Annotated in this window: 21 protein-coding genes and 1 pseudogene; 11 read left to right on the forward strand and 11 right to left on the reverse strand. The window is 61.2% G+C overall.

Going from position 1 to position 24,242, the window contains the following annotated elements:
• Positions 1 to 15: 15 nt before the first annotated feature.
• Both ACA065_RS19215 and ACA065_RS19220 read left to right on the forward strand, forming a co-directional pair.
• On the forward strand, positions 16 to 891 hold the full coding sequence (locus ACA065_RS19215; RefSeq protein WP_497691058.1) for an SMP-30/gluconolactonase/LRE family protein: 876 nt from the start codon (positions 16 to 18) through the stop codon (positions 889 to 891).
• 13 nt (positions 892 to 904) lie between these two features.
• Entirely contained in the window at positions 905 to 1,762 is an 858-nt protein-coding gene (locus ACA065_RS19220) for an aldose 1-epimerase (RefSeq protein WP_497691059.1), read from the forward strand.
• A 133-nt stretch (positions 1,763 to 1,895) separates the two neighbouring features.
• Here the strand turns inward: ACA065_RS19220 and ACA065_RS19225 are convergent, their stop codons facing one another.
• The 5 genes from ACA065_RS19225 to ACA065_RS19245 all read right to left on the reverse strand — a co-directional run bounded on the left by ACA065_RS19225 (position 1,896) and on the right by ACA065_RS19245 (position 8,377).
• A complete protein-coding gene (locus ACA065_RS19225) occupies positions 1,896 to 3,050 on the reverse strand; it encodes an HlyD family secretion protein (RefSeq protein WP_497691060.1) in 1,155 nt (384 codons plus the stop codon).
• On the reverse strand, positions 3,047 to 4,693 hold the full coding sequence (locus ACA065_RS19230; RefSeq protein WP_497691061.1) for an MFS transporter: 1,647 nt from the start codon (positions 4,691 to 4,693) through the stop codon (positions 3,047 to 3,049). Before ACA065_RS19230 ends, ACA065_RS19225 begins: the two co-directional genes overlap by 4 nt.
• A 1,246-nt stretch (positions 4,694 to 5,939) precedes the next feature.
• A complete protein-coding gene (locus ACA065_RS19235; protein WP_497691062.1) occupies positions 5,940 to 6,746 on the reverse strand; it encodes a sulfite exporter TauE/SafE family protein in 807 nt (268 codons plus the stop codon).
• On the reverse strand, positions 6,747 to 7,991 hold the full coding sequence (locus ACA065_RS19240) for an NAD(P)/FAD-dependent oxidoreductase (protein WP_497691063.1): 1,245 nt from the start codon (positions 7,989 to 7,991) through the stop codon (positions 6,747 to 6,749). It abuts the gene before it with no gap.
• 50 nt (positions 7,992 to 8,041) lie between these two features.
• Positions 8,042 to 8,377, reverse strand: a complete 336-nt coding sequence (locus tag ACA065_RS19245) for an ArsR/SmtB family transcription factor (RefSeq protein WP_017136253.1) — start codon at positions 8,375 to 8,377, stop codon at positions 8,042 to 8,044.
• A gap of 122 nt (positions 8,378 to 8,499) precedes the next feature.
• Between ACA065_RS19245 and ACA065_RS19250 the strand changes: the two genes are divergently transcribed.
• Positions 8,500 to 9,363: an MBL fold metallo-hydrolase gene (locus ACA065_RS19250; RefSeq protein WP_497691064.1), complete on the forward strand. Its 864-nt coding sequence runs from the start codon at positions 8,500 to 8,502 to the stop codon at positions 9,361 to 9,363.
• Positions 9,364 to 9,489: 126 nt separating this feature from the next.
• Here the strand turns inward: ACA065_RS19250 and bkdR are convergent, their stop codons facing one another.
• On the reverse strand, positions 9,490 to 9,978 hold the full coding sequence (gene bkdR, locus ACA065_RS19255) for a Bkd operon transcriptional regulator BkdR (RefSeq protein WP_106578875.1): 489 nt from the start codon (positions 9,976 to 9,978) through the stop codon (positions 9,490 to 9,492).
• Between the two features lie 195 nt (positions 9,979 to 10,173).
• Here bkdR and ACA065_RS19260 point away from each other — a divergent pair, with 195 nt between their 5' ends.
• From ACA065_RS19260 to ACA065_RS19280, 5 genes are all read left to right on the forward strand, one after another.
• Positions 10,174 to 11,409 (forward strand): 3-methyl-2-oxobutanoate dehydrogenase (2-methylpropanoyl-transferring) subunit alpha, encoded by a 1,236-nt coding sequence (locus tag ACA065_RS19260; RefSeq protein WP_497691065.1) that lies wholly within the window; start codon positions 10,174 to 10,176, stop codon positions 11,407 to 11,409.
• 1 nt (position 11,410) lies between these two features.
• On the forward strand, positions 11,411 to 12,469 hold the full coding sequence (locus tag ACA065_RS19265; protein WP_497691066.1) for an alpha-ketoacid dehydrogenase subunit beta: 1,059 nt from the start codon (positions 11,411 to 11,413) through the stop codon (positions 12,467 to 12,469).
• Positions 12,470 to 13,741: a dihydrolipoamide acetyltransferase family protein gene (locus ACA065_RS19270; RefSeq protein WP_497691067.1), complete on the forward strand. Its 1,272-nt coding sequence runs from the start codon at positions 12,470 to 12,472 to the stop codon at positions 13,739 to 13,741.
• Between the two features lie 3 nt (positions 13,742 to 13,744).
• Positions 13,745 to 15,124, forward strand: a complete 1,380-nt coding sequence (lpdA, locus tag ACA065_RS19275; protein WP_497691068.1) for a dihydrolipoyl dehydrogenase — start codon at positions 13,745 to 13,747, stop codon at positions 15,122 to 15,124.
• Positions 15,125 to 15,320: 196 nt separating this feature from the next.
• Complete coding sequence (locus tag ACA065_RS19280; protein ID WP_497691069.1) at positions 15,321 to 16,340, forward strand: branched-chain amino acid aminotransferase; 1,020 nt, start codon at positions 15,321 to 15,323, stop codon at positions 16,338 to 16,340.
• Between the two features lie 128 nt (positions 16,341 to 16,468).
• Here ACA065_RS19280 and ACA065_RS19285 read toward each other — a convergent pair whose 3' ends face one another.
• Positions 16,469 to 17,362 carry a GNAT family acetyltransferase gene (locus tag ACA065_RS19285; protein WP_497691070.1) on the reverse strand — a complete coding sequence of 298 codons (894 nt, stop codon included), beginning with the start codon at positions 17,360 to 17,362 and terminating at the stop codon, positions 16,469 to 16,471.
• 386 nt (positions 17,363 to 17,748) lie between these two features.
• On the opposite strand from ACA065_RS19285, the pseudogene ACA065_RS19290 reads away from it, so the two are divergent.
• Positions 17,749 to 18,030, forward strand: a pseudogene (locus ACA065_RS19290) (Lrp/AsnC family transcriptional regulator); the annotation flags it as partial.
• 166 nt (positions 18,031 to 18,196) lie between these two features.
• Positions 18,197 to 18,637: a hypothetical protein gene (locus tag ACA065_RS19295; protein WP_497691071.1), complete on the forward strand. Its 441-nt coding sequence runs from the start codon at positions 18,197 to 18,199 to the stop codon at positions 18,635 to 18,637.
• Here ACA065_RS19295 and ACA065_RS19300 read toward each other — a convergent pair.
• The 4 genes from ACA065_RS19300 to ACA065_RS19315 all read right to left on the reverse strand — a co-directional run bounded on the left by ACA065_RS19300 (position 18,634) and on the right by ACA065_RS19315 (position 22,812).
• Positions 18,634 to 19,476 carry a TIGR03915 family putative DNA repair protein gene (locus ACA065_RS19300; protein WP_497691072.1) on the reverse strand — a complete coding sequence of 281 codons (843 nt, stop codon included), beginning with the start codon at positions 19,474 to 19,476 and terminating at the stop codon, positions 18,634 to 18,636. The genes ACA065_RS19295 and ACA065_RS19300 overlap by 4 nt on opposite strands.
• Positions 19,473 to 20,693, reverse strand: a complete 1,221-nt coding sequence (locus ACA065_RS19305) for a putative DNA modification/repair radical SAM protein (protein WP_497691073.1) — start codon at positions 20,691 to 20,693, stop codon at positions 19,473 to 19,475. Before ACA065_RS19305 ends, ACA065_RS19300 begins: the two co-directional genes overlap by 4 nt.
• 178 nt (positions 20,694 to 20,871) lie before the next feature.
• Positions 20,872 to 22,209: a lysine N(6)-hydroxylase/L-ornithine N(5)-oxygenase family protein gene (locus tag ACA065_RS19310; protein ID WP_497691074.1), complete on the reverse strand. Its 1,338-nt coding sequence runs from the start codon at positions 22,207 to 22,209 to the stop codon at positions 20,872 to 20,874.
• A gap of 120 nt (positions 22,210 to 22,329) precedes the next feature.
• The gene (locus ACA065_RS19315; protein WP_497691075.1) at positions 22,330 to 22,812 is read right to left on the reverse strand and encodes a sigma-70 family RNA polymerase sigma factor; all 483 of its coding nucleotides are present in this window, start codon (positions 22,810 to 22,812) and stop codon (positions 22,330 to 22,332) included.
• A 256-nt stretch (positions 22,813 to 23,068) separates the two neighbouring features.
• Between ACA065_RS19315 and ACA065_RS19320 the strand changes: the two genes are divergently transcribed.
• Entirely contained in the window at positions 23,069 to 24,241 is a 1,173-nt protein-coding gene (locus ACA065_RS19320; protein WP_497691076.1) for an efflux RND transporter periplasmic adaptor subunit, read from the forward strand.
• Position 24,242 lies beyond the last annotated feature (1 nt).

The raw sequence follows: 24,242 nt of genomic DNA on the forward strand, positions 1-24,242 counted from the left end.
AGGGAATGAGTGACCATGACGGCTGAATTGATTGTCGACGCCCGTAATGCCGTAGGTGAATGCCCGGTGTGGGTGCCGGAAGAAAACGCGCTGTACTGGGTGGACATCCCCAACGGCGGCCTGCAACGCTGGAGCGCCGCCAGCGGCCACATTGCCGCGTGGAAAGCCCCGCAGATGCTCGCCTGCATTGCCCGCACCACGGCGGGCAACTGGGTCGCCGGGATGGAAACCGGCTTTTTCCAACTCACCCCGCACAACGACGGCAGCCTTGATACCACGCCGCTGGCGAGTGTCGAGCACCCGCGCGCAGACATGCGTTTGAACGACGGCCGCTGCGATCGGCAAGGCCGTTTCTGGGCCGGCAGCATGGTGCTGAACATGGGTTTGAATGCCGCCGAGGGCACGCTCTATCGCTACGCGTCCGGCGCGGCACCGCATGCCCAGCTGGACGGGTTTATCACCCTCAATGGCCTGGCGTTCAGCCCGGATGGGCGCACGATGTATGCCTCGGATTCACATCCGCAGGTGCAGCAGATCTGGGCGTTCGATTACGACATCGAAACCGGCACGCCCTCCCATCGCCGCGTGTTTGTGGACATGCATCAGTTCCCCGGTCGCCCCGACGGCGCGGCGGTCGACGCCGACGGCTGCTACTGGATCTGCGCCAACGACGCCGGGCTGATTCACCGCTTCACTCCCGACGGTCGCCTGGACCGCTCCCTTAGCGTACCGGTGAAAAAACCTACCATGTGCGCCTTTGGCGGCAGTCGCCTGGACACGCTGTTCGTCACCTCGATTCGTGATGACCAGAGTGAACAGCCCTTGTCCGGCGGCGTGTTCGCCCTCAACCCTGGCGTCCAAGGGCTGCCCGAACCCCACTTCATCCTCTAGCCGCGGTGCTGTGATGATCGAACTCGAAGACCGCCTGACCCGCCTCACCCTGGCGCCGGCCGTGGGCGGCAGTATCGTCAATTGGACGGTGCGCGCTACTGGGCTGCCATTGCTGCGGCACAACGATGAGCAGGCGGTGAATACCGGTTTACCGGGCAAGCTGGGCTGTTATCCGCTGGTGCCGTGGTCCAACCGCATTGCCCAAGGCGGTTTTGATAACCCCGGCGGTTGGCTGGCCCTGACGCCGAACAGCCCGACCGACCCGCTGCCGATTCATGGTTCGGCCTGGCAGCAGGCATGGCAGGTGGTGAGCCAGACGGCAGATGAAGTGGTGCTGGCGGTGGTCTGCGACACACCGTTCGCCTATCGCGCCGAGCAAAGGTTGCGACTGCGCGACGGTGAGCTGAACATCGCGCTGCGCGTGACGCATCTGGCCGCGAAACCTGCGTGGCATGGGCTGGGTTTACATCCGTATTTCCCGCGTCAAGCGGGTACTCGCCTGCAGGTAAAGGCTGCGCAGGTGTGGATGAGTGATGCGTCCAAGTTGCCGACAGGAGTGGCGCCGGTGCCGCCGAATTGGGATTTTCAGGTCTTGAAAAACCTGCCCGAAGGCTTGGTGGACAATGGGTTTTGCCAGTGGGATGGGCTTTGCCGGATCGAGCAGCCAGAGTTGGGTTATGCGCTGGAATGCAGGGCAACCGGCGCCGACTACTTCCTGCTGTACTGCCCACCGGGGTTGGGGTTCTTTTGCGTAGAGCCGGTGAGTCATCCGGTGAATGCGCATCACCTGCCCGGCAGGCCGGGGCTGAAACTGCTGGAGCAAAACCAGTCAACCCACCTCACATTCACCTTCAAATACGCCCCTATGTAGGCGCCGGCTTTTGTGGCGAGGGAGCTTGCTCCCGCTCGGGTGCGCAGCGCCCGCAAGCTTTTTGGGGCCGCTTCGCAGCCCAGCGGGAGCAAGCTCCCTCGCCACACAGAGCCACATGTTGATTTGCGTTGTGTCAGGGCGGAGTATTTTTGAGGCGCCCAGCGGTGTCGATGCTCACCACCACCGACAACCCCGGCCGCAGCCGCTCGCTCTCGGCCTGATCCGGGTCCACCGTGATTCGCACCGGCACGCGCTGGGCGATCTTCACAAAGTTGCCGGTGGCGTTGTCCGCCTGCAGCAGGCTGAACTCCGAGCCGGTCGCCGGGGAAATATGCTGCACCGTGCCGTGAAACTTGCGGTGGTTCAGCGCATCCACGGTGAAGGTCACCGGCTGGCCGACCTGCACATTGTCCATCTGGGTTTCTTTCATATTGGCGATCACCCACAGCTGGGGCGGCACCAGGGCCATCAACTGCGCGCCGGAGTTGACGTAGGCACCGAGGCGCACGCCGATCTGCCCCAGTTGGCCGTCACGCGGCGCAATGATGCGCGTGTTGGACAGGTCAATGCGCGCCAGCTCAACGGCCGCATCGGCACTCGCCACAGCGGCTTCCAATGAACCGCGATTGACGATCACCGTTTGCAGGTCCTGCCGGGCGATTTCAAGGTTGGCCTGGGCCTGCGCCACGGCGGCGATGGTTTGCGCATTGGCGGCGCGGGTCACGTCCAGCTCGCGCTTGGACACCGAGCCGTCGCTGATCAGTTCTTCATTGCGGCGCAAGTCAGCGGTGCTTTTGCGCGCCTGGGCCTGGCTGTCCACCAGCGCGGCCTGGCGCAGCTTGATGGTGGCTTCGGCGCTGTTGCGTTGCTGCACCACATTGGCCAACGAGGCCTTTTGCACGGCCAATTGCGCCAGGGCCTGGTCGAGGCGCTGCTTGTAGATGCGGTCATCCAGGCGCACCAGCAGGTCGCCGGCCTTGACGAACTGGAAGTCCTGCACCGGCACTTCGTACACGTAGCCGGCGAGTTGCGGGCCGATGATCGTGACCTGGCCGCGCACCAGCGCGTTTTCGGTGGTTTCCACCGCGCTGCTGAACGGCGGCAATTGCCAGGCATACAACACGATCAGCACGCCGACGATGGCAATCGCGGCAAAGCCCAATGACGAGATGATGCGCACCCGCAACGAGCGCGGCTCGGTGACCGAGGCGCCCGGCGGCGTGGTGCCTTCCGGGGTGGCAGCGATGGCGTTGGTGGTAGTCGTGGTACTGGTAGTCGGTTCGGTCATGAAGTAACGCCGCTGGGTTGAACGGGAGGGGCTGCTGCCTTGGTGGTGCTCATCAGCCACAGGCTGCGGGTGAAGATCCAGAGCATGGTGAGGATCGCGATGATCGCAATCAGCATGAACACATCGTTGTAGGCCATCACATTCGCCTCACGCGTGGCCGCCGTGGCCAGGCTGCGAATGCCCATCAGGTTGCGCAATTGCGGGTCGGCGATGACCCCGCCATACGCCGACCCGCCGCTCTGCACCCGCGCGGCCACACGCGGGTCGAGCAGGGTCAGGTGCTCGACGATCATGCTGGAGTGGTACTTCTCGCGCACGATCTGGAAGGTGCCCAGCAAGGCGGCACCCATCAAGCCACCGAGGTTCTGGCAGATGCCGAACATCACCGAGAAACTCACCAGGTTGCGCGGGTTGGTCAACACGTTTTTCGTGCCCAGCACCATGGTCGGTCCGAGAAAGAAGGTGCCGCCAAAGCCTAGCAGGAACTGGCTGATGTAGAGGTTTTCCGGGCGGGTCAGGTTGCTGGAGAAACTGTCCATCACCGACCCCGTGGCCATCAGCGCCAGGGAGATGATCAACGGCATCAGCAGGTGCGCCGGGTTGATCGTCAGCGCACTCACCACCAGCCCGGCAATCGCCCCGGCCAGCATCACCACGTACAACGTGTGCATCTGCTGGTAGCTCATGTTCAGCATCTGCATGAACCCCACGGCGCCGGTGGATTGCTCCGACAGCACCATGCGAATCAACACCACCGCCAGCGCCAGGCGAATCATCACCCCACTGCCCAGCCAACGGGTCATCAGCAGCGGGTTGGCGCGATTATGCTCGATGGCAAGGCCAGCCATGATCAGCACCAGGGAACAGGCGGAGGCCACGCCGATCCACGGCGCTTCCAGCCACCAGTCGATACGGCCCAGGGACAGCACCGCGCACAGCAAGGCGACGCCGGTGGCAAGAATGCCAAATGTGAGAAAGTCGAGTTTTTCAAAGGTCTTGAAGCGATCACCGGGCGGCAACTTGAGCAGGAACACGCAGCCCAGGCAGATCAGCGCCAGGCCCAGCTCGAACAGGTACAGCCCGCGCCATTCGGCAATTTGCAGTAAGTCTTCGGAGAACAGCCGCGCCAGCGGCAGCGCCAACTGCGCAGTGCCAAGGCCCAGCACCAGGGCTTTCAGTCGCCACTTGGCCGGGAACGCCTGGATCATGTAATACAAGCCCAGCGAACTCAGCGCCGCACCCACCATGCCGTGGGCCGCCCGCACGGCGATTGCGGAACTGAGGTCGTTGACGAACAAGTGGCCGAAGGTCACCAGCGCATACAGCACCAGGAACACCTCGGTAAACGCCCGCAGGCCGAACTGCTGGCGAAACTTCACCAGCAGCAGGTTCATGCACACGTTGGTCATCACATAGGCGGCGGGCAGCCACGCCATCTCGGCAGTGGTCGCGCCCAAGGCGCCTTGCAGGTATTGCAGGTTGGCGATCACCAGCGCGTTGCCGAGCCCGCCGGTGATTGCCACCAGCACACCGACCAGCGCAAAGGCCCAGCGCTTTTGGTTGCTGTGCAGCGGTGTCGACGGCGAACCGGGCAGGCTCGGTCGCTCGTGGGGCTGCCAGGTGTGGGGGGTGTATTTGTCCATTCGGTGACCTTGATGAGCCGACGTGCAAGGTCGGTGAATCCGTTACTCAGGGAGTAGTAAACCTGAGCGGAGTTCATCTTGCCATGTCGCAAGCGGGCACGGTCAAAACTGTGGGTGCTGGCTTGTCTGCGATAGCCATAGGTATTTACACATCTTTTTATGGGTTGGGTGCTGTTGTTGTCGTGGGGTTCGCTGAGTACATATCCGTTATTTGAGTGATGGCTGAGATGGGTTCCGCTCTTACAGCGGGTCACTTTTGAAAAGAGCCCAAAAGTAACCAAAAGGCTCTTGCCCCACCACTCGGCACCTCGCCTCCGGCTCGGTGTGCCCTCACGCAGGCTTTGGAGCGGGGGCCGCCGCGATGGGCCATCCTTGGCCCAGCGCGGCTAAACCGGCGTCCTGCCGGTTTACCCCCGCTCCAAAGCCTGCGTTCGGCCAGCGTGGTTGACGGGGCGCCTAAGATCAAAATCAAGATCAAAAGCAAGAGCACGGCGGCCTAGTAGCCGACCTGAGTGGTTAGATCAAAAGCGAAAGCGAGGCAGTGTGTCAGTTGATGCATTTGGTGGCTGGCCCACCGCATTCGCGAGCAAGCCCGCTCCCACATTTTTGAGCTCAGTACATCAGATAGATGTGTGTACTCGGACAAATGTGGGAGCTGGCTTGTCGGACCGCCGAACCGCTGCGAAGGCATCAACTGGTTATGCCTGATGTACCGAGGTGTCTGCATCGCAGGCAAGCCAGCTCCCACAGAAAAGCAGCTCTGCTTCTGATCTGTTCTTGCTCTGCTTTTGCCCTGCTTTTGCTTCTACCACTCAGGTCGGCTACTAGGCCGCCGTGCTCTTGCTTTTGATCTTGATCTGACAGGCCCCGTTAACCACGATGGCCGAACGCAGGCTTGAATCCGTGGTTAACCCGGCAGGACGCCGGGTTAGCCGCGCTGGGCCAAGGATGGCCCATCGCGGCGGCCCACGGATTCAAGCCGGAGTGAGGGCATGCCGAGCCTTAGCGAGGCACCGAGTGGTGGGGCAAAGACCTTTTGGTTACTTTTGGCTGGGCCGGCATTCCGGGCGTTTGCCAAAAGTGACCCGCTGTAAGAGCGGAACCATACGAAGCCGTTACCGCAGCAACGGATATGTACTCAATCTACCTAAACCGGTCACAGGCCTAGCGCAACACAAAAAGTTACGTAGATACCTATATCGCAGGCAAGCCCGCTCCCACAGTTGAAATGTATTTCAGGTCGGGATTAGAGCGCGGCCTTCAACAGCATGCCGGCCGCCACCACCACACACAGGCTGGCAAAGCCTACTTGCAGGGTTCGCGCCTTGATCACTGAGCACAAAAGCCGCCCAACCAGCATGCCGACGATGCTCGCGCCGATAAACACCCAGCCCGTCGGCTCAATGCTCACACCCGCATGAAACGCGCCGGCCACGCCGATCAGTGAGATCAGGCTGATCACCATCAGGGAGGTGGCCACGATGCCGCGCATCTGCACATCGGTCAGCTGCTTGAAGGCCGGCACAATCAGAAAGCCGCCGCCTACGCCGAGCAAGCCCGACACCGCGCCGGTCACCGCGCCGAGGGCGGCCAGGGTGGCACTGCACTTGGCGGTCCAGGCCAGGCGGCCAGTCTGTTGATTCAGCATGCAGTTCTTCTGGCCCCAGGAGGCCGCGCCATGGTCACTCGGCCCGGCTTCGACCTTTTCACGCTGCAACATGCGCCAGGCCACCAGCACCATCAATACGCTGAACAACCCCATCAGCAGGTGTTCCGGCAATTGGTGAGCGACAAACACCCCCAACGGCGAGAACAGCGCCCCCAGCAAAGCGATCAACATCGCAGCGCGGTAACGCACCAGGCCATGACGCAATCCATCAATTGCACCCACCGCCGCCGCCGCACCCACGGCGAGCAACGACACCGGCGCCGCCTGGGTCATGGTCAAGCCCAACCCCAACACCAACGCCGGCACTCCGAGGATGCCGCCGCCCGCGCCGGTCAGGCCCATGACCAGGCCCATCAACACGCCCAACAGACTTGCCAGCAGCATTTAATCCACCTTGCTCAGGCGGGTCAGCCACTCGCGGCCCTTGAGCATGCCGTTCCAGTAGAACCATGGCAGCAGCGTGGCCTTGAGGAACCACATCGAACGGCGCGCCTGCGTCGGGTCCAGTGGAAAGGTCGGCAGCAGTTTGCCGCCGTAGCCAAACTCGGCCAGCACCACCTTGCCCTTCTCCACCGTCAACGGGCAGGAACCATAACCGTCGTACTTGAGTGGCAGAGGCGCCTGTTTGCGCAGGGCCAGCAGGTTTTCGGCGACCACCACGATTTGCTTGCGCACGGCGGCGGCGGTCTTGGCGTTGGGGGTGCCGCACACATCACCCAGGCCGAAGATGTGCGGGTAACGCAGGTGTTGCAGGCTGTGAGGGTTCACTTCACACCAGCCGGCGGCGTCGGCCAGCGGGCTTTGGCGGATAAAGTCCGGGGAGACTTGCGGCGGCACAACGTGCAGCAGGTCGAAGGACTTTTCCTCGACCGTGACGTTGCCTTCGGCGTCTTTCAGTTCAAACCACGCCTTGCGCGCCGCGCCATCGACCTTGACCAGGTTGGAGTTGAACGCCAGGCGCGCGTTGTATTTCTCCACATACTTCATCAATGGCGGCACAAAGGTCGCCACGCCAAACAGCGCGGCGCCCGCGAGGTCGAATTCGACGTCGATGTTTTTCAGGTTGCCTTGCTTGAGCCAATGATCGCAGGACAGGTACATGGCCTTTTGCGGTGCACCCGCGCATTTGATCGGCATGGCCGGCTGGGTAAAGATCGCTTTACCGCCCTTGAGCTGCTGCACCAGTTGCCAGGTGTAGGCGGCATGCTCGTAGCTGTAATTAGAGGTCACACCGTTCTGGCCCAGCGTGTCTTGCAGGCCTTCGACTTTTTCCCAGGCCAGGCGCAGGCCGGGGCATACGATCAGGTTTTTCCAAGTGACGCGCTGGCCGCTGTCGAGCACCAGGGTTTGCTCGTCGGGCAGCAATTCGGTGACGGCGGCCTGCACCCAGGTAACGCCGTTGGGCAGTACGTCAGCCAGCGGGCGTCGGGTCTTTTTGACGTCGTAGGCGCCGCCGCCGACCAAGGTCCAGGCCGGCTGGTAACAGTGGTATTCACTCGGTTCGATCAGGGTGATATTCAGGTGCGGGTCGCGCTTGAGCAGGCTGGCCAGCAGGCCGATGCCTGCCGAACCGCCGCCGATGACTACGATATCGCCACTGATGGTTGGGCCACAGTGTTGGTCATTCATGGTCATTCGCCTTTCTTGAATCTGCACACAAGGGTCGTTGCCGGATGGCGTCACGCCCAGCTTTTTATGACCGCGCCGCAGTACAGCCCGGACAAGGTTTTCATCACTTGAATCACTTCGTGGCTGGCCAGCCCGTAGAAAATGTATTTGCCTTCCCGACGGGTGGCGACCAACCCTTCATCGCGCAAGATGCCCAACTGTTGTGACAGCGTGGGCTGGCGTACGCCAGTCATGGTTTCCAGCTCGCCGACATTGCGCTCGCCCTGGGTCAACTGGCACAGGATCAGCAACCGGTCCTCGTTGGCCAGGGCCTTGAGCAAGGAGCAAGCCTTAGACGCTGAGGCGCGCAACTGGGCGACTTCGCCCTCACTCAGAGTAGATTCCATTTGCTTCGGGTCCTTTCTGTCACTTAAGCTCAAAACATTATGTGTAAACGTAAACTGATTGTAACGACTTTTTTCTTCATCGTTTTTTTACTCAGCTTTTTTTCTGAAGAGGGACAGCCGCCATGCCAGCGTTGATTCAAGCTTTTCTGGACGAGGCATCGTCGACCTTCACCTACATCGTCTATGAAACGGACGGCGGCCCGTGTGCCATCGTCGACTCGGTGCTCAATTACGATCCGGCTTCCGGGCGCACCGATACAACCCACGCCGATAAAGTCATCGCCTTTGTGCGTGAGCATGGCTTGCAGGTGCAGTGGCTGCTGGAAACCCATGCGCATGCTGACCACCTGTCTGCCGCGCCGTACCTGCGCCGCACGTTGGGCGGCAACATTGCGATCGGCCAGTCGATCAGCAAAGTGCAAGGCGTGTTCAAGAACCTGTTCAACCTGGAGCCGGAATTTTGCGTCGATGGCTCGCAGTTCGACCACCTGTTCGCGCCGGATGAGATTTTTCATATCGGCAACCTGAAAGCCCAAGCGCTGCATGTACCCGGGCATACCCCGGCAGACATGGCTTACCTGATCGACGACCGCTTGATCCTGGTGGGTGACACGCTGTTCATGCCCGATGTGGGCACTGCGCGTTGCGACTTTCCGGGCGGGGATGCGCGGCAGTTGTATGGGTCGATGCGCAAGTTGCTGGCCTTTCCTTTGGAAACCGAACTGTACGTGTGCCATGACTATCCGCCTGAAGGTCGCGAGGCTAAATGCTTGACCACGGTCGCCGAACAGCGGGCGGGGAACATTCATGTGCATGACGGGGTGGATGAGGCGGCGTTTGTCGCGATGCGCACGAAACGGGATGCCGGGCTGGGGATGCCGACGCTGTTGTTGCCGGCGATTCAGGTGAATGTGCGGGCGGGGCATATGCCGCCGGCGGAGGAGAATGGCGTGGTTTACCTCAAGATCCCGCTTAACCAACTCTGAAATACTATTTAAATGTGGGAGCGGGCTTGCTCGCGAATGCGGTGTGTCAGTCGACTAATTCTGCGCCTGGCACACCGCATTCGCGAGCAAGCCCGCTCCCACATTATTACAGCAGCGCGGCTGAGGTTATGTGCCCAGGCTGATGCCGTTGGCGGGCAATGGCAGCGCGGTTTTATAGCGCACTTGCTTGAGCGCAAAGCTGGAGCGGATGTTGGCGACGCCTGGCACTTTGGTTAGAAAGTCCATCATGAAACGCTCCAGCGACTGGATGGTCGGCACCAGCACGCGGATCAAGTAGTCCGGGTCGCCGGCCATCAGGTAGCACTCCATCACTTCCGGGCGGTCCGAGATCGCGCCTTCGAACTGTTGCAGCGCCAGTTCATTCTGCTTTTCCAGGCTCACATGGATGAACACGTTGACGTGCAGCCCGAGCAGGTCGGCGTCAAGCAGCGTGACCTGGTCGCGAATCAGGCCCAATTCTTCCATCGCCTTGACCCGATTGAAACACGGCGTGGGCGACAGGTTGACCGAGCGGGCCAGGTCGGCGTTGGTGATGCGGGCGTTCTCCTGCAGGGCGTTGAGAATGCCGATATCGGTACGGTCCAGTTTGCGCATGAGACAAAATCACCTGTTTATTATGGTTATGCAGTTTTTTTATCCGCAAATGATCGCGAGCGCAATGAAACACAGATAAATATTCTTCTACGCCACGCCTATGATTGTTGTAGGACAAGATTTCTCTTACCCGGAGACTGACTGTCAGCTAGCGCGCCCACTACAAGAAATTCACAAGATAGAGCGTAGAAAGCCATGACCCAGCAGTACGAACCACTGCGCCTGCACGTTCCCGAACCCTCGGGCCGCCCAGGCTGCAAGACCGACTTTACCTACCTGCGCCTGACCGACGCAGGTACGGTGCGCAAACCCGCCATCGACGTAGAACCGGCCGACACCGCCGACTTGGCCAAGGGCCTGATTCGCGTGCTCGACGACCAGGGTCAGGCCCTCGGTCCATGGGCTGAAGGCGTCCCCGTCGACATTCTGCGCAAAGGCATGCGCGCCATGCTCAAGACGCGTATCTTCGACAACCGCATGGTGGTCGCCCAGCGTCAGAAAAAAATGTCGTTCTACATGCAGAGCCTTGGCGAAGAAGCCATCGGCAGCGCCCAGGCCCTGGCCTTGAACATCGACGACATGTGCTTCCCCACCTACCGCCAGCAAAGCATCCTGATGGCCCGCGAAGTGCCACTGGTGGACCTGATCTGCCAACTGCTGTCCAACGAGCGCGACCCGCTCAAGGGTCGCCAGCTGCCGATCATGTATTCGGTCAAAGACGCCGGCTTCTTCACCATTTCCGGCAACCTCGCCACTCAGTTCGTACAAGGTGTGGGCTGGGGCATGGCCTCGGCGATCAAGGGCGATACCAAAATTGCCTCGGCCTGGATCGGCGACGGCGCCACCGCCGAATCCGACTTCCACACCGCCCTCACTTTCGCCCACGTGTACCGCGCGCCGGTAATCCTCAACGTGGTCAATAACCAATGGGCTATTTCCACCTTCCAGGCCATTGCCGGTGGTGAAGCCACCACTTTCGCCGGACGCGGCGTGGGTTGCGGCATCGCCTCGCTGCGCGTGGACGGCAATGACTTCATCGCGGTGTATGCCGCCTCCGCCTGGGCTGCCGAGCGTGCGCGCCGCAACCTCGGGCCAACCCTGATCGAATGGGTCACCTACCGCGCCGGCCCGCACTCAACCTCCGATGACCCGTCCAAATACCGCCCCGCCGATGACTGGAGCCACTTCCCGTTGGGCGACCCGATTGCCCGTCTCAAGCAGCACCTGATCAAGATTGGCCAGTGGTCCGAAGAGGAACACGCGGCGGTCAGTGCCGAACTTGAAGCCGAAGTCATCGCGGCGCAAAAAGAAGCCGAACAGTACGGCACCCTTGCCGGCGGCCAGATTCCAAGCGCCGCGACCATGTTCGAAGACGTCTATAAAGAGATGCCGGAGCACTTGAAGCGCCAGCGTCAAGAGTTGGGGATCTGACATGAACGATCACAACAATAAAATCGAGCTGGAAACCGCCATGACCACTACCACCATGACCATGATCCAGGCCCTGCGCTCGGCCATGGACGTGATGCTTGAGCGTGACGACAACGTGGTGGTGTTTGGCCAGGACGTCGGCTACTTCGGTGGCGTGTTCCGTTGCACCGAAGGCTTGCAGAACAAGTACGGCAGCTCGCGGGTGTTTGACGCGCCGATCTCGGAAAGCGGCATCGTCGGCGTCGCCGTGGGCATGGGCGCCTACGGCCTGCGCCCGGTGGCGGAAATCCAGTTCGCCGACTACGTCTACCCGGCCACCGACCAGATCATCTCCGAAGCGGCACGCCTGCGTTATCGCTCGGCCGGTCAGTTCACGGCGCCGCTGACCATGCGTATGCCCTGCGGCGGCGGTATCTATGGCGGCCAGACCCACAGCCAGAGTATCGAAGCGGTGTTCACCCAGGTCTGCGGCCTGCGCACGGTGATGCCGTCCAACCCGTATGACGCCAAGGGTTTGCTGATCGCCTCGATCGAAAACGATGACCCGGTGATCTTTCTGGAGCCTAAACGCCTGTACAACGGCCCGTTCGACGGCCACCACGACCGCCCGGTGACGCCGTGGTCGAAACACCCGCAAGCGCAAGTGCCGGACGGTTACTACACCGTGCCGCTGGACGTGGCCGCCATTGTGCGTCCGGGCTCGGCCGTGACCGTGCTGACCTACGGCACCACAGTGTATGTGTCGCAAGTCGCCGCCGAAGAAACCGGCATCGACGCCGAAGTCATCGACCTGCGCAGCCTGTGGCCGCTGGACTTGGAAACCATCGTCAAGTCCGTGAAGAAGACCGGCCGTTGTGTGGTGGTGCATGAAGCCACGCGCACCTGTGGCTTTGGCGCCGAGCTGGTAGCGCTGGTGCAAGAGCATTGCTTCCACCACCTGGAAGCGCCAATCGAACGCGTCACCGGCTGGGACACCCCCTACCCGCACGCGCAAGAGTGGGCGTATTTCCCAGGGCCGTCCCGCGTGGGCGCGGCGTTGAAACGGGTCATGGAGGTCTGAATGGGCACGCACGTTATCAAGATGCCGGACATTGGCGAAGGCATCGCAGAAGTTGAACTGTCGGTATGGCATGTGAAGGTTGGCGACCTGGTGGTTGAAGACCAGGTGCTGGCGGATGTGATGACCGACAAGGCGATGGTGGACATTCCCTCGCCGGTGCACGGCAAAGTGATTTCCCTGGGCGGCGAGCCGGGTGAAGTCATGGCGGTGGGCAGTATTTTGATCAGCATTGAAGTGGAAGGCGCGGGTAACGCCAAGGATGCGCCGGTAGTGGCTGCGCCTGCGAAGGCGGCGCCCGTGGTTGAAGCCAAGCCCGCGCCGGTTGAAAGCAAGCCCGCGCCGGCGGTGACAAAGGCGCAGCCTATAAAGGCTCAAGCGCCGGTGGCCCGTGAAGCCGACGAACGCCCATTGGCCTCCCCCGCCGTGCGCAAACATGCATTGGATGCTGGCATCCAGCTACGCCTGGTGCAGGGCTCTGGCCCGGCGGGCCGGATTCTGCACGAAGATTTGGAGGCTTTCTTGCTCCAGAGTCCGGCGCAAAATAAAGCCGCTGCCAACCCGTACGCCGAACGCAACACCGAAGAACAGATCCCGGTGATCGGCATGCGCCGCAAGATCGCCCAGCGCATGCAGGACGCCACCCGCCGCGCCGCGCATTTCAGCTATGTGGAAGAAATCGACGTCACCGCCCTTGATGAGTTGCGCGTGCACCTCAACGAAAAGCACGGCGCCACACGCGGCAAGCTGACCTTGCTGCCGTTTATCGTGCGCGCCATGGTCGTGGCGTTGCGCGACTTCCCGCAGATCAACGCACGCTATGACGACGAAGCCCAAGTCATCACCCGCCTCGGCGCGGTGCATGTGGGCGTCGCCACCCAGAGCGACGTGGGCCTGATGGTGCCGGTGGTACGTCACGCCGAAGCCCGCAGCCTGTGGGGCAATGCCGAGGAAATTACGCGGTTGGCGACTGCCGCGCGCACTGGCAAGGCCAGTCGCGATGAGCTGTCGGGTTCGACCATTACACTGACCAGCCTGGGTGCCTTGGGCGGCATCGTCAGCACACCGGTGCTGAACCTGCCGGAAGTGGCCATCGTCGGCGTCAACCGCATTGTTGAGCGGCCGATGGTGATCAAGGGCCAGATCGTGGTCCGCAAGATGATGAACCTCTCCAGCTCGTTCGATCACCGCGTGGTCGATGGCATGGACGCGGCGCAATTCATCCAGGCCATTCGCGGCCTGCTCGAACAACCCGCCAGCCTGTTTTTGGAGTAAGGCATGTCTCAGACATTGAACACTACGCTGCTGATTATCGGCGGCGGCCCTGGCGGTTATGTGGCGGCGATCCGGGCTGGCCAGCTGGGCATCCCGACTATTCTGGTCGAAGGCCAGGCGCTGGGCGGCACGTGCCTGAATATCGGCTGTATTCCATCCAAAGCCCTGATCCATGTAGCCGAGCAGTTCCAGCAAACCGTGCACCACAGCCAGGGCTCGCAGCTTGGCATCGAGGTGGATGTGCCGACCCTGGACATCCGCAAAAGCGTGGAATGGAAAGATGGCATCGTCGACCGCCTGACCACCGGCGTCGCCGCATTGTTGAAAAAACACAAAGTGCAGGTAATTCACGGTTGGGCCAAGGTGGTCGACGGCAAGACGGTTGACGTCGGCGACCAGCGTATCCAGTGCGAACACCTGCTGCTGGCCACCGGTTCGAAAAGCGTCAACCTGCCGATGCTGCCGATTGGCGGCCCGATCATCTCCTCCACCGAAGCGCTGGCGCCCACCCGCGTGCCTAAACGGCTGATTGTGGTGGGCGGCGGCTATATCGGCCTGGAGTTGGGCATTGCCTACCGCAAGCTCGGTGCCGAAGTCAGTGTGGTCGAGGCGCAGGAGCATATCCTGCCTGCCTATGACGCCGAGCTGACATTGCCCGTGGCTGAATCCCTCAAGCAATTGGGCGTGAAGCTGTACCTCAAGCACAGCGTGACCGGATTTGAGAACAACTGCCTGCAAGTGCGCGATCCGAATGGCGACACCTTCTCGCTGGAAACCGATCAGGTGCTGGTGGCCGTGGGCCGCAAACCCAACACCCAAGGCTGGAACCTCGAAGCGCTGAATTTGGATATGAACGGTTCGGCGATCAAGATCGACAGCCGTTGCCAGACCAGCATGCGCAACGTGTGGGCGATTGGTGACCTGAGCGGCGAGCCGATGTTGGCGCATCGGGCCATGGCCCAGGGCGAAATGGTGGCCGAACTGATCAGCGGTAAATCCCGCGAATTCAACCCGGCGGCAATCCCGGCGGTGTGCTTTACCGACCCGGAGCTGGTGGTGGTCGGCAAGACCCCGGACGAAGCCAAGGCCGCGGGCCTGGACTGCATCGTGTCGAGTTTCCCGTTCGCGGCCAATGGCCGGGCGATGACCCTGGAGTCGAAAACCGGCTTCGTGCGCGTGGTCGCGCGGCGTGACAACCACCTGATCCTCGGCTGGCAGGCGGTAGGCGTTGGCGTTTCAGAACTGTCCACGGCGTTCGGCCTGAGCCTGGAAATGGGCGCGCGCCTGGAAGACGTGGCCGGCACCATCCACGCCCACCCGACTCTCGGCGAAGCGGTACAAGAAGCTGCACTGCGGGCACTGGGCCACGCCTTACATATGTGACCTGCCGCATTTCCCCTGTGGGAGCGGGCTTGCTCGCGAATGCGGTTGATCAGTCAGACGTGTATTGACTGACACCCTGCATTCGCGAGCAAGCCCGCTCCCACACAAAGCAAGAATGAAGTATTGTTGCGCCCATCCAGAAAAAAACCGACAAGCCTGCCTTCGACCAGGCGGTTGACCAGAGATAGAGGGTGTCATGGGTAACGAAAGCATCAATTGGGACAAGCTGGGTTTTGACTACATCAAGACCGACAAGCGGTTTCTCCAAGTCTGGAAGAGCGGCGAATGGCAAGCCGGCACCCTGACCGACGATAACGTGCTGCACATCAGCGAGGGCTCCACGGCCCTGCACTACGGCCAGCAGTGCTTTGAAGGCCTCAAGGCCTACCGCTGCAAGGACGGTTCGATCAACCTGTTCCGCCCGGACCAGAACGCCGCGCGCATGCAGCGCAGCTGTGCACGCCTGCTGATGCCGCACGTGTCGACCGAAGATTTCATCGAAGCCTGCAAACAAGTGGTCAAAGCCAACGAGCGGTTCATCCCGCCGTACGGCAGCGGCGGCGCGCTGTACCTGCGCCCGTTCGTGATCGGCACCGGTGACAACATTGGCGTGCGTACCGCGCCGGAGTTCATCTTCTCGGTTTTCGCCATCCCGGTCGGCGCCTACTTCAAGGGCGGCCTGGTGCCACACAACTTCCAGATCTCTACCTTCGACCGCGCCGCGCCACAAGGCACCGGTGCCGCCAAGGTGGGTGGCAACTACGCCGCCAGCCTGATGCCGGGTGCCGAAGCGAAAAAATCCGGTTTCGCCGATGCGATTTACCTGGACCCGATGACCCATTCGAAAATCGAAGAAGTCGGCTCGGCCAACTTCTTCGGGATCACCCACGACAACCAGTTCATCACGCCGAAGTCGCCTTCGGTGCTGCCAGGCATCACCCGCCTGTCGCTGATCGAACTGGCCCAGTCGCGCCTGGGCTTGAAAGTGGTCGAAGGCGAAGTGTTCATCGACAAACTGGATCAGTTCAAGGAAGCCGGCGCCTGCGGCACGGCAGCCGTGATTTCGCCGATCGGCGGCATCCAGTACAACGGCAAACTGCACGTGTTCCATAGCGAAACCGAAGTCGGCCCAATCACCCAGAAACTCTACAAAGAGCTGACCGGCGTGCAAACCGGCGACGTCGAAGCGCCAGAAGGCTGGATCGTCAAGGTCTAACAGCCAAAACGGCATAACCCAATGTGGGAGCGGGCTTGCTCGCGAATGCGGTCTGTCAGCGCTGAATCAGCTGACTGACACTGCGCATTCGCGAGCAAGCCCGCTCCCACATTTGATCTACAGTGTTTTCAAGATTGAGTCGGGATATTCTCAGCAATCTTCTTCCCCATACTAATCCTCGGCTCCACCCCATACCCCAACGCCTCGTAAAACCCCACCACCGCGTCATTCCCGCCGGTAATCTGCAGATTGATCTTCATGCAGCCCAACGCCGACAACGCCTGCTCGGCATACCGCACCAACGAAGCACCCAAGCCCTGACGCCGATAATCGCTGTGCACCGCGACTGAATACAACCAACCTCGATGCCCGTCGTAACCTGCGAGAATGCTGCCGATCACGACTTTTTTATCCGTTGCCACAAAGAACAACCCATCGTTGACAGCCAGCTTCTTATCAATCGCCAACGTCGGCAGGTTGTGCGCCGTGTCATAGCCAAACGCTTCCTGCCACAAGGCCACCACTTGCGCCCGGTGCTGACGGTCACGATACGGCCCAATGGGATGGCGGGATAACAACGCCTTCTCCATCACCAGCGTGCGCTCGTTGCCGTGGTAGACATCGCGCACCGTGTTAAACCCCATTTTGGTATAGAACGGCTCGGCGGTCAGCGAAGACGGCACACTCAACACCGTCACTCCGGCGTCCCGCGCGCGCAGCTCGATTTCGATCATCAACAGCCGCCCAATGCCCAGCCCCTGCAGCGCCAGATTCACGAACACCGAGCGCACCACATTGGCATCCAGCGCGGCAGTGGCGACGATCACCTGATCCTGAGTCGCCACCAACACCACCCGCCGCTGGAGCAAAGCCAGCACGGCGTCGGGGGTAAAGTTGCTCGCCACCCGTGCAATCACATCCGCCGGGTAATCCCGCGCATTACTGCTGTGCAAGGCCGCCAGGATGACCTGGCTGATCCCTTCGGCATCGGCTGCCTGGGCGGTGCGGACGGCGGTAGACATGATTCCTCCTGGCTGACACGGATATTACAAACACAACAATACCAATGTGGGAGCGGGCTTGCTCGCGAATGCGGAGTGTCAGCCACCCAATTCGACACTGACACACCGCATTCGCGAGCAAGCCCGCTCCCACAGTTTGAACGCATTTCACTCCCACAGCCGATTCGGCTGCCCCACCCCACTTTTCAGCTTTCCCGGCTGAGCCGCCCCTCTGTTTCAGCCGGGATTCCCCCACCACAACGCACAAAATACCCCCACTGCTCAACCCCATGGACCCGTGCCCCCATGCAAACAACAAACACTGTCCTGATGATTCGCCCGGCGCGCTTTGCCTTCAACCCAGCGCCAGCAGGTAGAACGCCACACACGGCCGGTGGTGGTGAACATCGCCAACATCGAACGCGCTGGTGCTGGTGGCCTTGTCCAATCAAAGCGGGCGCTCGGCGCAGAAGGCCTTTGAAGCGTGCGTCAAAGCCTGCCCGCAGGTGTTCGAATGCCAACTGATCAGCGGGCCATTTGATTACAGCCTGCGCATGCGTTGCCGGGATATGGAGCACTACCGGGTGCTGACGGAGACCTGGTTGAACAACGATGAGTTGCACATCGATAAGTTGGTGGCGCATCCCGAGCTGGCGGTGGTCAAAAACACCGCGACCGAGCTGGCCTGAACACCGCCTGTCACTCCAAGGCCTGGCTTGCTAGATCGTGCTAGATCGTTCCCACGCTCCGCGTGGGAATGCCTCCTGTGACGCTCCGCGTCACGACCTCATCAATGTTGCAGTTTGATACACCACGATGTTAGATAGACCTTTCTGCTGATTGGCCGATTCAAGGATGAACACCATCAAATCGTCATTATTGATCTGCGCACTGTTCACCTGCCTCCTCTCTCCCGCCGCTCAGGCAGCCCCGCCCGGCAGCGACGCTTCAGCCGCCTGGTTTAAGGTGGCGGTAGGGATATTGTCGGGAGCATCGTGTCAGAATCGCCTGGTGCCTGCAGAACGCGAACGGTGTATTCGGAAAAACCGCGAACAAGCCTGTCGTGATTTCCCGGAGGGCATCGAGAAAGAGAACTGCCTGAAAGAGCTGCCTGGCGTTGCAAGCCAACCCACCCCTTCAGGCACTCAACCTCCCGGCGCAAATTACGCATTGAAGAATGTGATGCCCACCAGCACTCAAGACTATCGCCCACCGGTTAAAACCGATGACCTGGATTCGCCGTTGAAGCAGTTCGTCAGCCCTCCAGCGCAAAGCCCCACCCCGCGCACGAACTAACCTGTGGGAAGGTGCGGCGCACCGATACGCTTACCGGGCCGCGCGGCGATCAGCTTCGCCTGGCCATCGCGCTGTTTACCGGTACGCGCCTCACTGATCAACCCTGGAATCAACTTACCCTCCGGCAAATTCTTCCAGAACCGGCTGGGCAAGTGCCCCTCCATCACCTTGGGGTTCAACCGCGCCGGGTTGAAGATGTGGCTGTAGTAAGTCAGCCACATGGCGCTATGAGGGTCTTCGACATTTTGCGCCAGTTGCTGCCACGCCTCGGGGCACACTCGCTGATGAATAAGTTGCTCACCATCGTAGTAAACCCCGTCCAACGGCGTGGCGATCATCCAGCGATGGCGGCCCATGCGTCCGATAAAGTGCTGGCTGGCTGACTTCAATATGTCGTGGGCCGGCTCATGCCAGGCCACGTATTCCGGCAACTCGCTGCCCGCCTGTGCCGGCACGGCAATAAACCGCACAAAGGCATGCAGGTGATGGGCCTCCCGGCTCACCTGTTTGATCCGCCGCTGCAACTCGCTGCCCAGTTTGTCGCCGGCCAGCATTGCGGTGCGGTCGCCATGACTGACCCGCCACAACACCTCGTAGAGCAAACTCCAACGCTGATCGCCGTGATAGCAGGCCGCCGATTCCAGCAGTTCCAACAGCGCCTTGGGAATTCGCGCCTGGAACGGGCCAAGCTGCTCAGGGATCGGCTCGTCAGTCGCGAACAGGTCCGCGACCTCCGCCTCGCCCCAGCTCACCTGGCTGGGGTCGACCTGATGGCTGAGCAGCCAGCGCGCCTGTTCGCGCCAGGTGCTGAACAGGTTGTCGCATTCCAGGCTGATCACCCCCACAACCCCATTTGCTGTGGCTGCGGGCGGTCGCGCAGTTGCTCGCGCAGCAGCACGCTGGTGCTGTCGGCTTGTTGCGGGTGGTAGTCGCTGGTGATGAAAAACGGCTTGGCCTTGGCCAGCACGCAACGCATGCGCGCCAGGTCTTCAAAGCGGATCTTGCGTTCACGGCGCAGGTCGACCAGCCGCTGAGTGGTGCGCAGGCCAATGCCGGGGATACGTGCAATCAACGTGGGTTCGGCACGATTCAAGTCCAGGGGAAACACCTCGCGATGCTCCAGCGCCCAGGCCAGCTTGGGGTCGATATCCAGCGCCAGGTGGCCGGGGCCTTCAAACAGCTCGTTGGCGCTGAAACCGTAGCTGCGCAGCAGAAAGTCTGCCTGATACAAGCGGTGTTCGCGCATCAGCGGCGGCGCGGCCAGGGGCACGCTTTTCGGGCTGTTGGGGATGGGGCTGAACGCCGAGTAATACACGCGACGCAGCTTGTAGTTGCCATACAGCGCTTCGGCGCCGTGCAGGATGGTACTGTCATCGGTGTCATCGGCGCCGACGATCATCTGCGTGCTCTGCCCGGCCGGGGCGAAACGCGGTGCGCGCGGTTCGTTGAGTACGGTTTGCTCGCCGGTGTAGATGGTTTGCATGGCCTGCTTGATCGAGACGATCTGCTTTTCCGGCGCCAGCGTTTGCAAGCTGGCATCGGTGGGCAGTTCGATATTCACGCTCAGCCGGTCGGCATAACGCCCGGCCTCGGCGATCAGCGCCGGGTCGGCTTCAGGAATGGTCTTGAGGTGGATATAGCCGCGAAAGTCATGCTCCTCGCGCAGGAGTTTGGCCACCCGAACCAGCTGCTCCATGGTGTAGTCGGCCGAACGGATTATGCCGGAGCTGAGAAACAGCCCGCTGACGCAATTGCGCCGGTAGAAATCCAGGGTCAGGGTGACCACTTCCTCCGGGCTGAAACGCGCGCGGGGCACGTCGCTGGAGCGGCGGTTGACGCAGTATTGGCAGTCGTAGAGGCAGAAGTTGGTGAGCAACACCTTGAGCAGCGACACACAGCGGCCGTCCGGGGTGTAGCTGTGGCAGATGCCCATGCCATCGGTGGAACCCAGCCCGGCCTTGCCCTCGGAGCTGCGCTTGGGCGCGCCACTGCTGGCGCAGGACGCGTCGTACTTGGCGGCATCGGCGAGGATGCTGAGTTTTTCGATCAACTGCATGGACGGCTACCGATACTGGTTTTTTGTACAGTACCAGTAGCTCAATCTTGTTGCCAGTGCCGTCTGTAGGAACGCGCTTTTGTGGCGAGAGCGCTTGCTCCCGCTCGAGTGCGTAGCGCCCGCAAGCTTTTGGGGCCGCTTCGCAGCCCAGCGGGAGCAAGCTCCCTCGCCACAACGATCAGCTGGCGGTGGCCAATAGCAGGTCCTGCACCGAACGCGCCTTGCCACGGTGACGATCATGCTCATACAACGACGCGGCGATTTCATCCGCCCGAATCGGCAGCACCGACAGCAACGTATCACTCAAACCATGGCTGGCCTGGCTGAAACCCTGGATATAGATGCCGGCCTTGCAGCGCTCGTCAGTGACAATGCGGTAGTCGCGCGCCACCTCGAAGTCGCCCATGTAGGCTTCCAGCGGCGCGAGCAATTCGCGGTGCATCTGGCGCTCGTAACCGGTGGCCAGGATCACTGCGTCGTAATGGCTGACGCTGGTTTCGCCGCTGGCATTGTTGCGCAGGGCCAGTTCGATGCCCAGCGGGCTGGCGCTGGCTTTGTCAACCACAGTCATGGTGCGGAACGCCTGGCGGGCAATGCCGGAAACTTTCTGGCGGTAGAAAATCCCGTAGATACGCTCGATCAGGTCCAGGTCCACCACCGAATAGTTGGTGTTCTGGTACTCGGCCACCAGACGCTCGCGCTCGGCGCCGACTTGCTGGAACACCAAATCGGTAAATGCCGGCGAAAACACTTCGTTGACGAACGGGCTGTCATCGGCCGGCTTCAGCGCCGAACCGCGCAGGATCATGTCGACCTGCACCGACGGGAAGCTGTCGTTCAAATCAATAAAGGCTTCAGCCGCGCTTTGGCCACCGCCGATGATTGCAATGCGCATCGCCTTGCCTTCAACACACGGCTGCTGGGCCATGCGCGCCAGGTATTGGGAGTGGTGGAACACCCGGCCGTCATCCTTGAGGCCTTTGAACGCATCGGGTACGCGCGGTGTGCCGCCGGCGCTGACCACCACCGAACGGGTGGTGCGCACATGCTGATCGCCCTGCGCATCCCGGGAGATCACGCGCAACGCCTCAACCTGCTGCTGATGCAGAATCGGCTCGATGGCCAGTACTTCCTCACCATAGCTCGCCTGCGGCTGGAACTGCCCCGCGACCCAGCGCAGGTAGTCGTTATATTCCATGCGGCACGGGTAAAAGGTGCCCAGGTTGATGAAATCCACCAGCCGATCGTGGGCCTTGAGGTAGTTGACGAAGGAGTACGGGCTGGTGGGGTTGCGCAAGGTCACCAGGTCCTTGAGGTACGAAATCTGCAGTTCGCTCTGGGTCACCAGGGTATTGCCGTGCCAGCGGTAGTCGGCCTGTTTGTCGAGAAACAGGACGTCCAATTTGCCCTGGGCTTTTTCGCGCTCCTGCAGGGCGATGGCCAGCGCCAGGTTCGAAGGGCCGAAACCGATACCGATCAGGTCGTGAACCGCGGGCGAAGCAATTGCCTGTGTCATTCCAGTGTCCTCTGGATAAGCCCCTTGGCGGTGGGGCGGGAATACCTTTCAAGACCTGAACAACAGGTCATGTGTTGATAGGAAACGAGGACCGTGAAATAAAATTTAACTGATCGCTGATCAGTGCGCTTCCCACTCGCGCATGCGCACCCGGCAATGCTTCATGGCGTTGACGATATGTTTTTCCACCACGCTGCGGGAAATGCTCAAGCGATCGGCGATTTGCAGGTGCGACAAGCCATCGAGTTTGCGCAGCAGGAAGCTGTCGCGGCAGGCCGCCGGCAACTCGGCCAGGGCGCGCTCGAGCATTTCCAGGCGCTGGCCCTGATCGTGGCTGGCATGCGGTGAGCTGGGGGCGAAACGTTCTTCGTTGTCCAGCACCTCCAGGGGCTCGGACTGGCGCAAGGCATTGCGCCGATGGCCGTCGATCACCAGATTGAGTGCCGTGCGGTACAAAAACGCCCGCGGTTGTTCGATCGGCGTGTCGCTGGCGCGCTCCAGCACCCGGACATAAGCGTCATGCACCACATCCTCGGCCACCTGACGGTTGCCCAGCTTGGCGTTGAGGAAGCACACCAGCTCGCGATAGTAGTTTTCCAACATGACTCCCGGCCGCCTGGGGAGGCGGCATCAGATCCTTGAGTGCTACAGAAGACAGGCCATGGATGATGGCAGTTTGAGTGTGTGCAATTTATAGTAATTCTCATCTACTTTTAAAGAAGTCTTGCATCAACGGAAGATTTTTTTGTTCAACAGAGCTGTTACCGCGTATGTAAACACCTAAATCTTCGGGCAATTTTCTCGTATAACAGTCAGCCCTCCGCCAATGCGGCCTCAATTTTCTGGCTGGAACCAACGAATGAAACGCCCTCGCCCCGCCCGACGCGCCCTGCTTGCTGTCGCGTGCCTGATCCCCATCGTTGCGGTGGCAGCCTGGCAGCTATTGCTGCCAGGCCGCGATAGCCTGTCCACGGTCACCGTAACGCGCGGTAACATTGAAAACAGCGTCACGGCACTGGGCACTCTGCAGCCGCGCCGGTACGTCGACGTGGGCGCCCAGGCGTCCGGGCAAATCCGCGAGATCCATGTCGAAGCCGGTGATCAGGTCAAAGAAGGCCAACTGCTGGTAGAAATCGACCCCGCCACGCAACAAGCCAAGCTCGACGCCAGCCGCTACGCCATCGAAAACCTCAAGGCCCAGTTGCAGGAACAGAAAGCCCAGCACGAATTAGCGCGCCAGAAGTACCAGCGTCAGCAGCGGCTGGTCATCGGCAACGCTACCCGCGAAGAAGATGTGCAAACCGCCAAGGCCGAACTGAGTGCAACACAGGCCCGGGTCGACATGATCCAGGCGCAGATCCGCCAGGCCCAGGCCAGCCTGCGCAGTGACGAGGCTGAACTGGGCTATACACGCATCTACGCGCCCATGAGCGGCACAGTGGTGGCGGTGGACGCGCGGGTCGGCCAGACCCTCAACGCCCAGCAACAGACGCCGTTGATCCTGCGCATCGCCAAGTTGTCGCCGATGACCGTTTGGGCCGAGGTGTCCGAAGCCGACATCGGCCACGTCAAACCGGGCATGACCGCCTACTTCACCACCCTCGCCGGCGGCAGCCGCCGCTGGACCAGCACCGTGCGCCAGATCCTGCCGATCCCGCCCAAGCCGCTGAACGAAACCAGCCAGGGTAATGGCAGCCCCAGCAGCACGAGCAAAACCGGCAGCGGCCGCGTGGTGCTGTACACCGTGCTGCTGGATGTGGACAACGCTGACAATGCACTGATGGCCGAAATGACCACCCAGGTATTTTTTGTCGCCAGCCAAGTCAAGGACGCCCTCACCGTGCCGGTTGCAGCCTTGCTCGGCAGCTCCGGCACCGACAAGCAGATCGCCCGGATTGTGGCTAAAAACGGCGCCATACAAGAACGTGAAGTGCGCCTGGGTATCAGCGATCGCCTGCGGGTTGAAGTACTGGACGGCCTGAACGAAGGCGATCACGTGCTGATCGGCCCGGCCGACCGCAGCGGAGATTGAC

The organism is Pseudomonas sp. LBUM1640 (genome assembly GCF_059716225.1).